The 13,270-nt window shown below is 60.9% G+C and carries 14 protein-coding genes; 9 read left to right on the forward strand and 5 right to left on the reverse strand.

The genetic code is table 11. The features are described 5' to 3' along the window. The first annotated feature begins 27 nt into the window (after positions 1 to 27). Entirely contained in the window at positions 28 to 1,632 is a 1,605-nt protein-coding gene (locus tag R4P64_RS11095) for an acyl--CoA ligase family protein (RefSeq protein WP_317820743.1), read from the forward strand. Between the two features lie 15 nt (positions 1,633 to 1,647). Here the strand turns inward: R4P64_RS11095 and R4P64_RS11100 are convergent, their stop codons facing one another. After that, complete coding sequence (locus R4P64_RS11100; RefSeq protein ID WP_317821092.1) at positions 1,648 to 3,015, reverse strand: cytochrome P450; 1,368 nt, start codon at positions 3,013 to 3,015, stop codon at positions 1,648 to 1,650. A 90-nt stretch (positions 3,016 to 3,105) separates the two neighbouring features. On the opposite strand from R4P64_RS11100, the gene R4P64_RS11105 reads away from it, so the two are divergent. From R4P64_RS11105 to R4P64_RS11120, 4 genes are all read left to right on the forward strand, one after another. Then, positions 3,106 to 3,726, forward strand: a complete 621-nt coding sequence (locus tag R4P64_RS11105) for a TetR/AcrR family transcriptional regulator (RefSeq protein ID WP_317820744.1) — start codon at positions 3,106 to 3,108, stop codon at positions 3,724 to 3,726. A 67-nt stretch (positions 3,727 to 3,793) separates the two neighbouring features. Continuing rightward, positions 3,794 to 4,486, forward strand: a complete 693-nt coding sequence (locus R4P64_RS11110; protein WP_317820745.1) for a TetR family transcriptional regulator — start codon at positions 3,794 to 3,796, stop codon at positions 4,484 to 4,486. Between the two features lie 149 nt (positions 4,487 to 4,635). Continuing rightward, entirely contained in the window at positions 4,636 to 5,793 is a 1,158-nt protein-coding gene (locus R4P64_RS11115) for an acyl-CoA dehydrogenase (protein WP_033232371.1), read from the forward strand. An 86-nt stretch (positions 5,794 to 5,879) separates the two neighbouring features. Then, positions 5,880 to 6,728 carry a 3-hydroxybutyryl-CoA dehydrogenase gene (locus tag R4P64_RS11120; RefSeq protein ID WP_033232372.1) on the forward strand — a complete coding sequence of 283 codons (849 nt, stop codon included), beginning with the start codon at positions 5,880 to 5,882 and terminating at the stop codon, positions 6,726 to 6,728. Between the two features lie 69 nt (positions 6,729 to 6,797). On the opposite strand, the gene R4P64_RS11125 is transcribed toward R4P64_RS11120, so the two are convergent. Further along, positions 6,798 to 7,247, reverse strand: coding sequence for a MarR family winged helix-turn-helix transcriptional regulator (locus tag R4P64_RS11125; RefSeq protein WP_143547538.1), 450 nt, complete (start codon positions 7,245 to 7,247; stop codon positions 6,798 to 6,800). A 109-nt stretch (positions 7,248 to 7,356) separates the two neighbouring features. Here R4P64_RS11125 and R4P64_RS11130 point away from each other — a divergent pair, with 109 nt between their 5' ends. From R4P64_RS11130 to R4P64_RS11140, 3 genes are all read left to right on the forward strand, one after another. After that, on the forward strand, positions 7,357 to 8,952 hold the full coding sequence (locus R4P64_RS11130) for an MFS transporter (RefSeq protein WP_317820748.1): 1,596 nt from the start codon (positions 7,357 to 7,359) through the stop codon (positions 8,950 to 8,952). A 37-nt stretch (positions 8,953 to 8,989) separates the two neighbouring features. Further along, complete coding sequence (locus R4P64_RS11135; protein WP_317820750.1) at positions 8,990 to 9,379, forward strand: RNA-binding S4 domain-containing protein; 390 nt, start codon at positions 8,990 to 8,992, stop codon at positions 9,377 to 9,379. Positions 9,380 to 9,493: 114 nt separating this feature from the next. Next, entirely contained in the window at positions 9,494 to 10,390 is an 897-nt protein-coding gene (locus tag R4P64_RS11140; RefSeq protein ID WP_033232645.1) for an oxygenase MpaB family protein, read from the forward strand. Here R4P64_RS11140 and R4P64_RS11145 read toward each other — a convergent pair. Further along, complete coding sequence (locus tag R4P64_RS11145) at positions 10,369 to 10,986, reverse strand: GyrI-like domain-containing protein (RefSeq protein ID WP_317820751.1); 618 nt, start codon at positions 10,984 to 10,986, stop codon at positions 10,369 to 10,371. The genes R4P64_RS11140 and R4P64_RS11145 overlap by 22 nt on opposite strands. A 123-nt stretch (positions 10,987 to 11,109) precedes the next feature. Here R4P64_RS11145 and R4P64_RS11150 point away from each other — a divergent pair, with 123 nt between their 5' ends. Continuing rightward, positions 11,110 to 12,294, forward strand: a complete 1,185-nt coding sequence (locus tag R4P64_RS11150) for a metallophosphoesterase (RefSeq protein WP_045068605.1) — start codon at positions 11,110 to 11,112, stop codon at positions 12,292 to 12,294. Between the two features lie 8 nt (positions 12,295 to 12,302). On the opposite strand, the gene R4P64_RS11155 is transcribed toward R4P64_RS11150, so the two are convergent. Further along, entirely contained in the window at positions 12,303 to 12,989 is a 687-nt protein-coding gene (locus tag R4P64_RS11155) for a TetR/AcrR family transcriptional regulator (RefSeq protein ID WP_045068603.1), read from the reverse strand. 47 nt (positions 12,990 to 13,036) lie between these two features. Beyond that, a complete protein-coding gene (locus R4P64_RS11160) occupies positions 13,037 to 13,210 on the reverse strand; it encodes a hypothetical protein (protein ID WP_233363938.1) in 174 nt (57 codons plus the stop codon). Between the last annotated feature and the right edge of the window lie 60 nt (positions 13,211 to 13,270).

The following is a 13,270-nucleotide window of genomic DNA, read 5'->3' on the forward strand; positions in this document are numbered from 1 at the left end:
CCGACCACGCGAACCTCGGAGGAACCCGTGTCTGCACCCACCGCACTCACAGCCAACAACACCCCGCTCAGCCCACTGCGCTTTCTCGAACGCAGTGCGTCGGTGTTCCCAGATCGCACCGCCGTCATTCACGGCGATCGGACGTACACCTACCGCGAGTTCGGCGACGAGGTAGCCGCTCTGGCACGTGTTTTGCGGGACCGTATCCAGCCCGGCGATCGCATCGCTTACCTGGCGCCGAACATTCCCGAAATGCTGTTTGCGCATTTTGCCGTGCCTCTGGCCGGCGGAATCCTGATCGCCCTCAACTCGCGCCTCGCCGGACCTGAACTCGAGTACATTCTCGATCACTCGGGAACCACGATCCTGTTCGTAGACTCCGAGTTCGTCGGTTCCGTCGCGTCGTCGAAAACAAACGTGCCGAGCCTGCGCGAGATCATCGAGATTCCGGACTCCACCGTCCCGTACCCCGAGGTTCCCGCCGGAATCGTCACCGGGCAGTACGCCGATCTGTTGGCGGAAGGTGAAACGCTCGCCGATCAGCCACTGCATTGGGGTGTCGACGACGAGCAACAGTGCATCGCCATCAACTACACGTCGGGTACCACCGGAAAACCCAAGGGCGTCATGTACTCCCACCGCGGCGCGTACCTGAACTCCCTCGGTGAAACCTTCCACAACGGGTTCACCGGCTCCACCAAGTACCTGTGGACACTGCCGATGTTCCACTGCAACGGTTGGTGCACACCGTGGGCAGTTACCCAGGCCGCCGGCACCCACATCTGCCTGCGCGCCGTCCGCGCCGATTCGATCTGGGATGCGATCGACAACTTGGGCGTGACCCACCTGTGCGGCGCACCAACTGTCTGCTCCACCATCGCCGACGCGGATCAGGCCCACAAGGTCGACGCCCTTCGCATCACCACCGCAGGTGCTCCCCCGTCGCCGACGATCATCGGCAAGCTCGAGGACATCGGTGTGACCGTCGTCCACGTGTACGGCCTCACCGAGGTGTACGGGCCGTACACGATCTGCGAATACCAGGAGGCCTGGGACGAGAAGCCACAGTCCGAGCGCGCCGCGCTGCTTTCCCGGCAGGGCGTTGGCATGGTCCAGGCGGAAAATGCACGGGTCGTCGACCCCGACATGAACGACGTTCCCGCCGACGGTCAGACCATGGGCGAGATCGTGCTCCGCGGCAACAACGTCATGCTCGGGTACTACCGTGACGAGGCCGCAACCGCGGAAGCCTTTGCCGGCGGGTGGTTCCATTCAGGAGACCTCGGCGTCATGCATCCCGACGGATACATTCAGCTCAAGGACCGCGCGAAGGACATCATCATCTCCGGTGGCGAGAACATCTCTACCGTCGAGGTGGAGCAGGCGATCATGAGCCACCCCGCCGTGATCGACGTGGCCGTCGTCGGCGTTCCGGACGAGAAGTGGGGCGAGCGTCCGAAGGCATTCGTGGTGCTGGGCAAGGGATTACAGGCATCCACGGAAGACATCATCGAGCACACCCGCACCTTGCTGGCCGGGTACAAGGTACCCCGCGACATCGTCTTCCCCCTCGACCTTCCCCGCACCCCGACCGGCAAGGTTCTCAAGTTCGAACTTCGGGCGTCGAACTAACTCGGTCGTAGGGGCTCAGGGCACCGGAGTGGAACGCTGACGTAGATCGACAGGTTGTCCGTCGGACGGGAACGGCAGGGATGTGAAGTTGAGTGGGGCGACATAGTCGGCGTCGACGTGCCAGTCGAAGCGTAGGAGTAGGTGATGCACGATTGCTTTGATCTCGGCACCGGCGAAATGCATTCCGAGGCATTTGTGCACACCACCGCCGAAGGGCTCCCACGCGAATCGATGCACCTTGTCTTCGCGTCGATGCTCCGCGAAGCGGTCGGGATCGAAACGCTCGGGATCAGGCCAGTACTGCGACATGTGGTGGGTGAAATGAGGAGCAACCGCGGTATACGTTCCCGCAGGCACGAAGTGCCCCTGCACTTGGGTATCGCGGATCGCTCGGCGCGCCATAACCGGTACCGGAGAGACGATTCGGAGACATTCCTTCATGACCAGATCAAGGCTGGCCAGTCCGTCGAGATCTGCATAACTCGGCGTCGACGTCCCCAACGCGAGCGACTCCGCCCGGCACCTGTCCTGCCACTGTGGGTGTTGGCCCAGGTATTGCATCATCGTGGAGATGGTGATCGTGGAGGTGTCGTGCGCGGCCATCAGGAGGAAAATCATATGGTCGATCACCTCGTCATCACTGAAGCGTTGTCCCGCTTCGGATTCGATGTGACACAGCACGGAGAACAAGTCGTCGGTTTCGCGATTTCGACGCGCCGGTAGGTAGCGACGAAAGAAAGCTTCCAGGACTCGGCGGCCGTCCAGCCCACGCTTCCATCGAGTCCCGGGTACGGGATAGCGGACCAACGAGGTTGCCGCCTGAACGCAATCGACGAAAGCCTTTTTCACCGCCGATATTTCGCTTTCGCTACTTCCTTCCGCCCCGCCCATGAAGATGTCGGTGGCGAGATCGAGGGTGAGCGTTTTCAGTGCCGCATAGGCACGAAATCCGTCAGTGGGCGTCCATGCGTCGAGTGCCGAGTCGATTGCCGGGTTGAGAACGTCGACAGTCTTCTCGAGTCGTGATCGGGTGAACGCCTGCTGCATGATTCGACGATGTCGTAGATGTTCGTCCGAATCGAGAAGCATAAGCCCACCGTGAAAGAAGGGGCCGATAAGGACCGACCAGCCGTCACTGTTGACGAATGCTCGATCTTTGTTCTGCAGCACTTCTTGGCACGCGTCAGGTCCGAGAACAGCGATCCAACGCCGACCGACCATCGAAAACCAGGAGACCTCGCCGTAACGATCCCAGTTCTCTTGCATCAAGGCGAGCGGATCACGGATGTACTCGAGTGCGTGCCCGACGAAGGGCAGCCCTGAGCGGCCCGAAACCGGGTGTAACTGCGAGTGTGCGGGTGGGCGAGCCAGGATCTTGGACACTATGACCTCTACTCCCGTTCGATCTGACATTGCATCCTGTCAGATGTAGGTAGTCTGCGTCACACCTGCTGCGTCTGTCAATATCGACCTATGACTCCTCCGATGCCGCGTCGATATGCCGGCCTGAGCGGCGATCAGCGGGCAGCGCTGCGGCGGGAAAGCTTGCTAGAGGCAGGGCTGGAAGTATTTGCTGCCGCAGGTAATCGCGGCGCCACGATGACCGCAATTTGCGCCCAGGCCAAGTTGACGGAGCGATACTTTTACGAAAGCTTCACCAGCAGAGACGAACTGCTGCAGAAGGTATTGGACAAAATCGCCGACGAGGTCCGCGACGCGGGCCTGGCCGCGCTTCGAGCGAGCACCGGGACGCTCGAGCAACGCGTACGAAATGCGATCTCGTCGTTCGTCACCCTCCTCACCGACGATCCCCGCAAGGGGCGTGTGGCAATGATCGAATCCGCTGCATACGAACCCCTCCGTGCACACCGGCGCGCGGTACTGCACGGCTTCGCGCAAATGGTCGCGGACGAAGCCACGCGAATGTACGGCGACCGAGCGTGGCCGCCACATCAAGGTCAGATCAACGGACTGCTGTTCGTGGGCGGCCTTGCCGAACTGGTCACCGCGTGGTTGAACGAGGAGATCTCCATTACGCCCAAGGAGATCGTCGAGGCGGCAACATACCAATTCACGTCCACCGCACACCGTTGAGAGACAGCCGATCCGGTTACTGCCCCATCACACCGGGTAACTAGCGCCAGGCGCAATACTTGTCCCCATGAGTGAACGCGCAGACATACCCGGAACTGACCCCGCGCAGTTTCGGGTGCACGTCGCATCTCAAGCGATCCGGTTGTTCTCGGAGAACGGCTACGAAGCCACCACCGTCGAGCAGATTGCCATTGCTGCCGGGGTATCGCGTCGCACGTTCTTTCGGCAGTTCCGTTCCAAGGAAGACGTGATCTTTGCCGATCACGAATCGCTTCTCACGCATGTCGCGCAGTTCCTGTCCACCGAATCCGCGGACCCGTGGGCATCAGTCTGCGAAGCTGCCGGACTGGTCTTCGACTTCTTCCAGCAGAACCGCGATCTGTCGATGCGGCGATATCGCGTCGTGCAGCATGTTCCCGCTCTCCGCGACCGCGAACTGGTCACCGGGTTCCGGTACGAGCGACTTTTTGTCGACTATCTGCGAAGCGCTGTCCCCCGCGAACCGGTGCTAGAGGTTGTCGGATTCGCGGCCGCTGTCACCGCGTGCCACAACTATCTCTTGCGCAGCATGATCAAGGGCGATTCCGACGCAACGGCCGATGCACTCCGCCTAGCGCTGCTGAATGTGCGTCGTACGTACGGCGTTGCCCCTGGTTCCAAGACCAGCACCCCCGAAGAAAGGTCTGTGCTGGTAGTAGCATTTCCGCCGGGCACTTCGGCCGACGAGATCAGCAGAAAGATTCACGAACAACTCGGCTGACACGCATCGTGCACCACAACGTCACACTCCGTTTCCTTGACCTGGCACTGAGTGCCGTGTTTGACTGACGTCATTGGCACCAGTCCGCCGACGGGCCATGCTGGTTCTGTTGGCGCCGTTCGATCCACCTTCCATCAAGGAGTGTTCCCATGGCCGGAAACCCAGACTTCAATCTCTTCGCACTGAACGAAGAGCACGACGAGCTGCGGGCCGCTATCCGCGGACTCTCCGAGAAGGAAATCGCGCCGCACGCCAAGGACGTCGACGAGAACGCCCGGTTCCCCGAGGAAGCACTCACCGCACTCAACGCGTCGGGCTTCAACGCCATCCACGTCCCCGAGGCCTACGACGGCCAGGGCGCCGATTCCGTTGCCACCTGCATCGTCATCGAAGAAGTTGCCCGCGTCTGTGGCTCCTCCTCACTTATCCCCGCCGTCAACAAGCTCGGCACCATGGGCCTGATCCTCAAGGGCTCCGAAGAGCTCAAGGCCAAGGTTCTCCCGGACCTCGTGAACGGCGGAATGGCGTCGTACGCACTGTCCGAGCGCGAAGCCGGATCCGACGCAGCCGCCATGCGCACCCGCGCAAAGGCTGACGGCGACGACTGGATCCTCAACGGCTCCAAGTGCTGGATCACCAACGGCGGCAAGTCCACCTGGTACACCGTCATGGCTGTCACCGACCCCGACAAGGGCGCAAACGGCATCTCCTCCTTCATGGTCCACAAGGACGACGAGGGCTTTGTCGTCGGACCGAAGGAAAAAAAGCTCGGCATCAAGGGCTCCCCCACCGCTGAGCTGTACTTCGAGAACTGCCGCATCCCCGGCGACCGCATCATCGGCGCACCAGGCACCGGCTTCAAGACGGCACTCGAAACCCTCGACCACACACGTCCTACCATCGGCGCACAGGCCGTCGGCCTTGCTCAGGGCGCCCTCGACGCGGCACTGGCGTACACCAAGGACCGCAAGCAGTTCGGCAAGTCCATCAGCGACTTCCAGGCTGTGCAGTTCATGCTCGCCGACATGGCAATGAAGGTCGAAGCCGCACGTCTGATGGTCTACACCTCCGCTGCTCGCGCAGAGCGCGGCGAGAAGAACCTCGGCTTCATCTCCGCTGCAGCCAAGTGCTTCGCTTCCGACGTTGCCATGGAGGTCACCACCGACGCAGTGCAGCTGTTCGGCGGCGCCGGCTACACCACCGACTTCCCCGTCGAGCGCATGATGCGCGACGCCAAGATCACGCAGATCTACGAAGGCACGAATCAGATCCAGCGCGTCGTGATGTCGCGTGCGCTGTTGAAGTAAGGCACTTCGCGCCCCTGTGCGCCTTTCTGGTAGTTCTGACTACCGGAACGGCGCACAGGGGCTTGCCCCTAATTTTGAGGAGAATTGTGGAACTTGTAGGCGTAATCGGCGGCGGCACCATGGGTGCCGGCATTGCCGAGGTATGTGCAAAAGCCGGTAGCTCGGTACTGGTGCTCGAAACCAAGGAAGAATTTGCCGCTTCCGCACGCGAGCGGATCGCCAAGTCGATCAACCGCGGCGTAGCCAAGGGCAAGATCACCCAGGAAGAAGCAGACGCCGCCATCGCTCGCGTCCGCGTCACCCTGGACATGGAAGAGTTCGCCGATCGCGATCTGGTGATCGAGGCTGCTCCCGAGATCGAAGCCCTCAAGTACGAGATCTTCGGCAAGCTCGACAAGATCGTGAAGCCTGCGGGAATCCTGGCGACCAACACGTCGTCGATCCCCGTCATCAAGATCGCCAAGGCCACCTCGCGCCCCGGCCAGGTTGTCGGCGTTCACTTCTTCAACCCCGTGCCGGTCATGCCGCTCGTCGAGATCGTGGTCAGCCTGACCACGTCCGAAGAGACTGTCCTCGCGGTCACCGACTACGCGAAGAACACGTTGCGCAAGAAGACAGTTCGCGCGGGCGACCGTTCGGGCTTCATCGTCAACGCACTGCTCATCCCGTACCTGTGCCAGGCAATCCGGATGCTCGATTCCGGCTACGCCACCGCCGAAGACATCGACGAGGCAATGAAGGGCGGCTGCGGTTACCCGATGGGCCCGCTGACGCTCCTCGACACCGTCGGCCTCGATGTTGCTCTCGCAGCGGCAGAGTCGCTGTACGCAGAGTTCGCCGAGCCGCACTACGCTCCCCCGGCACTGCTGCGCCGCATGGTCGACGCCGGCCGCCTCGGCAAGAAGACCGGTCGCGGCTTCTACGACTACGCGTAACCTGTTCGGCATTTGCATTCGGCCCCATACTTTTTCGAAGGTGTGGGGCCGAAAGTCTTTCTGTATCCTTCAGCTCTCGTAGGCAGACTTGTTGAATCTCTCCAACAATGTGACGAACGTCGACACATCCTCTGGGGACCAGTCGTCGATCGCGGCGGCGATCCGATCACGATTCACCCTGCTCGCCTCACCGAACTTTGCCGCAGCGTCCGGCGTCGGAGAGAACAGCGAGACCCGTCCGTCATCCGGATCGGATTCGGACACCACGTAGCCCTGCTTGGTAAGAGCAGTCAGATTTCGACTCACGACACTTCGATCCAAACCTGTAACCGCGATGACGGCCGCGGGAGACACCGGAAACATATCGACGACGCGCGTCATGATGACAAAAGCAGCGGGAGTCATCTCCGGTACAGCCGCACCCGCGTCGGCGATCAGCGTCTTCCGGGAACCTTGCACCAGTCGCCGGATTGCCCATTGAATCGCGTGAATATCAGCTTCAGGTTTTGTCGACCTCACCTGGTCAGCATAGGACCTTTCACGTCACCCGTTCCGCAATATAGTTGCTAAATTCAACTAAATGTGATTGACTTCGGTCACATACTTTGACGGCTAGGCGAGGAACCCCATGACGGAATCGACCGGCGAAAGCGGACCAGCGCCGACAATGTCTCGACGCCAAGTGAACGAAGCATTCGGCGGAATCCTCATCGGAATGCTTGTCGCCGTGTTGTCGACGTCGGTGATCAACACGTCCCTCCCGCGCATCGTCACCGATCTCCATGGCGATCAGACGACCCTTACCTGGGTCGTCACCGGATCACTGCTCGCAGTCACCGTCTGCACACCGATCTGGGGCAAGCTGGCCGACCTCTTCAGCCGTCGACTTCTCCTGCACATCGCGCTCCTGATCTTCATGGTCGGCTCACTTGCGGCCGGTTTCGCGAGTGAACCCACACTGATGATCGCAGCGCGGCTGGTTCAGGGAATCGGAACCGGCGGGCTGATCACCCTCTCTCAGATCGCCATCTCGGACATCATCAGCCCTCGCGAACGCGGCAAGTACATGGGCGTCCTCGGGGCCGTCGTCGTGGCAGGCACCGCCGGCGGACCTCTCGTGGGCGGCCTCGTCACCGATACCATCGGCTGGCGTTGGAACTTCTACATCGTCATTCCCTTTGCGGTAGTCGCGATGATCGTCATCCAGTTGAAGCTCATCCTGCCGAGACGAAAGGGCACCGGACGGATCGACTACGTCGGATCGGTCCTTCTCACTGCCGCTATCTCGACACTCCTCATCTGGCTCTCGCTCGGCGGCAAGGTATTCGAGTGGAACTCCGCGGTGTCCTGGTGCATGGGCATCGGCACAGCGGTGCTGATTGCCGTGACGCTGGTTGTCGAGAGCAAGGTGAAGTACCCCGTACTCCCCCTGCATATGTTCCGCGGAAAAACCTTCACCCTGTCGATCGTTGCCAGCGTGTGCGTCGGGATAGTCCTCTACAGCGTCGCCATTTTCATCAGCCAGTACATGCAACTCAGCCGAGGCGCATCGGCCACCGGAGCGGGCCTGATCACCCTCCCCCAGGTCGCAGGCAACCTCATCGCATCCACTGTCGTGGGTGGGCTCATCTCGCGCACCGGGCACTGGAAACCATGGCTGATCACGGGAGCATCTCTACTTACCGTCGCCAGCATCCTGCTCTCGACCTTGCGAGTCGACACCGATATCGTCGTGCTCTTTCTTGCTTTACCGCTCGTCGGTCTCGCCCTCGGCATGCTGCTGCAGAACCTTGTCCTTGTTGTACAAAATGCCACGGACGTGCGCGAGATCGGCGCGGCCAGCTCGGCCGCCGCATTCTTCCGCAGTTTGGGCGGCGTCCTTGGCGTGACGATGCTCGGAGCAGCCCTCTCTGCGCGAGTCGATACCGAAATCGAGAACGGGCTACAAGAATCCGGTATCGCGAGATCGGCAAGCGGACTGACGGAGGGGGCACTCCCGAACATCGACACGTTGTCAGATCCCGTACGCGACATCGTCGAATCGGCATACGGGCAGGGAGTCGGGGAGGTATTCCTCATTTCGATTCCGTTCGCCGTCATTGCCCTGATCTGCGTCATCTTCCTCCCGAATGCCGTTCTCGGCACCAAGACCGGTATCGAGCAACTAGCGGACATCGAGCAAGACGAGCCGGCGGGCGCCTCCACTACCCTCAAGGTTCCGTAGTCGCATCACCACTCACACGGCCGGTATCGTCGTAGCCATGGCCCAACTACCTCCCGACGCGATCAGTGTCCGCGTGGACAGTTGGACGTGGGCCGTCCGCCTCTTCAAGACCCGGTCCCAGGCTGCGGCGTCGTGCCGATCCGGCCATGTGCGGGTGAACGGAACTTCGGCAAAGGCTGCTCAGCAGGTGAAAGCCGGCGACGAGGTTCGGGTACGCGTTTCGGGCGTCGAACGCATCGTGGTCGTGGTCAAGCCCATCACCAAACGAGTTGGCGCAGTGCTGGTCGACGATTGTTTGAAGGACATTTCACCGCCGCCCCCGCCCCCGGAATTGTTGGCGTCGCTACCGATGCGCGATCGCGGAGCGGGCCGCCCCACCAAGCGCGAACGACGCGATCTCGAGAAACTACGGGGCATCGATCTCTGAACTTCGGTGCCGTCGATCTCCGCATAACCATTGACATTTCTGCTCGGTGACGCGAAAGTCAAAACATGACAACATGCGTTGTCATGTCCGCGCGAGAGGCAAGAGGTCACCCGAATGACCAATGATGCAGATACGGTTTCCGAGAAGTCGGTCAGTAATCCCGAGCCACGAACACTTCGAGCTGCTCCCATCGGACCCGGCTCCCTGACGTGGTTGCACTTCGGCGACATTCGCGGCTTGCTGTACCTCGCGCGCGCCGGAACTCTTCAGAACATGCATCCAGCGGTCAGCGGTGCGCTGCAAGATCATTCGAACTTCTTCACCGACCCTCTCGATCGACTGTTCCGCTCGCTTCCCCCCATTTACGGAGTTGTGTACGACCGGAACGATCACGGCACCGGAACGCTCGTCCGCAATTTTCACACCGAACTCAAGGGAACCGACGAAACCGGCCGGCGGTATCACGCACTGGCTCCGGACACTTTCTGGTGGACCCACGTTACGTTCTTCGAGGTAATCCTCGATTTCAACGAGCGGTTTGCGTACAAGAAATTCACCGAAGAACAGAAGGATCAACTCGTCCGCGAAGCCGTAACGTGGTGGCGCTGTTACGGTCTCACTGATCGGCCGGCTTTCGACAACTACGCGAGCTTTCACGCGTACTGGGAAGACATGCTCGACAATCAGTTGATCAATACCCACACCACCAAGTGGTCGACACGCGTCGCCGAACACCGAATCGCCCCACCACCCAAGGTGCCACGTTGGGCGTGGACGCTCATCTCGCGCCCGACGGTTGCTGCCTCGAACTGGATCTGCAAAGCACTGATGCCCGACAAGGCACGTCAGACCCTCGAATGGGAATGGACTGCGCGAGATGAGCGCATATACGTCTGGTTCGCGCGCTTTCTGACGTTGTCGGATCGTTTCTGGCATCTTCTGCCACTTCGCGCACGATATGCACCACGCGCGTATGCCGGGATCCGCAATCACGGCCTCGAAACAGGCTGACGCAGAACCGTCTTGAGCTTCTCGGGCTGCGTCCGGCGTGCATCACTGAGGTAGATCTCGTGATGATCACCGTTGAAACTCAGATTGTTCGCCGGAATGAAGGTGTTGTGCAGGCGATCCAAGGTCGGAGCTTCGTCGTCGTACGACCCGATGTGGAGGATCTGCACAGACAGGCCCTCCTCCAGTTCGAGGAACCGCACCTTGTCGAGAGCTGCGAGGTTCTTCTTTGCACCGACTGCGGCAATCGAGGCAGTGAGTTCGGCTGACGTGATCCACTCCGGTTGCGAGATCATCATCGTCCAGTCCCACGACGCTTTGTCGCGCGTTACGAACACCTCGGGGTCGTCGGCCCGCCACAATCCTTCGAGCGGTCCCACCACATAGTCCCGGTCCAGTTCCTTCTTGCTCGCAAATTTGGTGGCATAGGACACTGCATAGAGCGCTTCGAGCGCCTCGGAGTACTCGGTGGCGGTATTGGGATCACCGTGGCCATCGACGGCAAAGTAACTGAAACGCGGCACGGTCACCAGCGAAAAATCGCGCCGACTCGGTGCATACAGTTCCTTGTATGCCTTTTTGACGTCGAACTTTTCCATGTGCCACCCACCTGGTCTCGGGTCGAGTTCCAACGCCTCGAAACCTATCCGAAGGTACCGACGTCCAAATAGCGGACCGCCGTCCCCTTGTTAATAGACCACTGGACCTTTACTCTGGACGGGGTGACTACACCACCGGCGACCGAAGTTGCCCACGTCCAGCGCCGCAAGCCACTGAGGATCGTCGCCATCAGCGCGATCGTCGCCTCGATCTTGGCATTGCTGTTCGCCTATCCCTGGTGGAGCTTGGTCATTCGACCGGACTGGCCGGGCGCCGTGACGATTATCGGCACCGTCGTGTTTGCTGCCCTCCTGATCGCCCTGCCCGCCAGCATGGTGCTGAGCAACGGACACACCGATCGTGATCGACTTCGACTGGTCGGCGATGCGCTCCTCGGAATCATCTGGGTCGTGTTCGTCTGGACATTGCTCGGCGAGGTCTTGCGGCTCGGCCTACTCGTCGGCGGGGTGGAGAACCCACTTCGCGCACGCGTTGTTGCCGTTGCGGCACTGATCATCTCGGCAGCTCTACTGATCTGGGGTTATCGCGAAGCGATGCGATTGCCACGGATCAAGCACGTGGACGTCACGATTCCGCGCCTCGGCGCCGGCATGGACAAGCTTCGTGTCGTCGCAATCACCGACACCCATTTCGGTCCGATCAACCGGGCGAAGTGGTCGTCTCGGGTTGTTGCCGCCGTCAACGAACTCGACGCGGACATCGTGGCCCATGTCGGAGACATCGCCGACGGAACAGTCGAGCAGCGACGCAACCAAACGTCTCCGCTCGCTTCGGTGGATGCCAGGCTTGCCCGCGTCTACGTGACCGGCAATCACGAGTACTTCCACGAGGCACAGGAGTGGCTCGACTACATGACGTCGATCGGCTGGGACTCGCTCCACAACCGCCACATCGTTGTCACCAAAGGCGGCGACAGCCTGGTGATCGCCGGCGTCGACGACGCCACCGCATTGGGGTCGCGACTGGAAGGGCACGGGGCGAACTTCGAGGACGCATTGACAGGAGCCGATCCTGAACTGCCCATCCTGATGCTCGCCCATCAACCGAAGCAGGTTCCCCAATCCGCTTCTGCCGGAGTTGATCTACAGCTGGCCGGACACACCCATGGCGGTCAGATCTGGCCCTTCAACTTCCTGGTCAAACTCGATCAACCGTCAGTGTCCGGACTCACCCGTCACGGCGAACGCACCCAGCTGTACACGAGCCGTGGCACAGGATTCTGGGGCCCACCGTTCCGAGTCTTCGCGCCGAGCGAGATCACCGTACTGACCTTGCACAGCTCCTGAGATGTCAGTCAGCTCGTTCGGGTTGCCGCCCGTGCAGACAACCCGACGAGTTGATTGACCAGACCTTCCCGGAGCCCCGTGGCAAACATTTCCGCGGCGGGTGGTGCGTGCATCTCACCCAGAACAACAGCCATAGACTTTGCCGGTTCAGCGTATGGCCACATTCCTGCGACGATCACCAGAGTTGCCTTGGCAAAATGTGCCGCGTCCTCATCTGCAAGATCAGGCAATTGCGAATGCACAAGTGATGCAAGCCGAGTCGTGTTGACCGCTGCACGTTTCTTGAAGTCGCGGGCGAAGTCCTCCGAAATGTTCTTCTCCAGAACACTCCCCATCACGCTCAGCAGTTCGCACAGCAAACGCTGAGGGACAAGCGATTCCGCGATGGTCGACGCCAGATGGATCTCGGCGGCAAACGGCGAGCTGTCGTCGGTCGGGATCACCGACGATTCCAGCTCGTCGAGCCATGCCACCCAGTTCTCGTCCAGGACTTCCAGGAAGATGGCCTCACGACTGTCGAAGTACCGCAGCACATTCGACTTTGCCAGTCCGACGGTTTCACTGAGTTCACGCAAACTGATGTCTGCAACGGACCTGGATCCGAGTAGAGCGCGGGCGGTGTCGAGAATGGCGCATCGCCGAGCCTCGATCTGCTCCGGTTTGCGCGCGCGCTGAAATCCGTGAGTCGCCACCATCCGGCCAGAATATCAGACCACCAGTCTATTGTTATCTGCCCAGCGAATCAGTTCTCCGACGGAGAGCGCCGCGGCAGAGCACTCCTCGACGCCAATTCGCGGCGTAGCGCATCAGTGTCGACGGACGTGAGATCGACGCCGTGCGCCCGCGTAGCCAATGATCGAACCTCCTCGGCCAGATCCGCCACCTGTTCCGACGTCCACGCAGTGCGGCGGTTCACCGACTTCGACTATTCGTTCATCGGGGAAGTCTGACACCACCGCCTGCGCCGGGACGGCAA

Origin of the sequence: Rhodococcus sp. IEGM 1366, from assembly GCF_033142425.1 — a bacterium.
Lineage (GTDB): Bacteria > Actinomycetota > Actinomycetes > Mycobacteriales > Mycobacteriaceae > Rhodococcus_F > Rhodococcus_F globerula.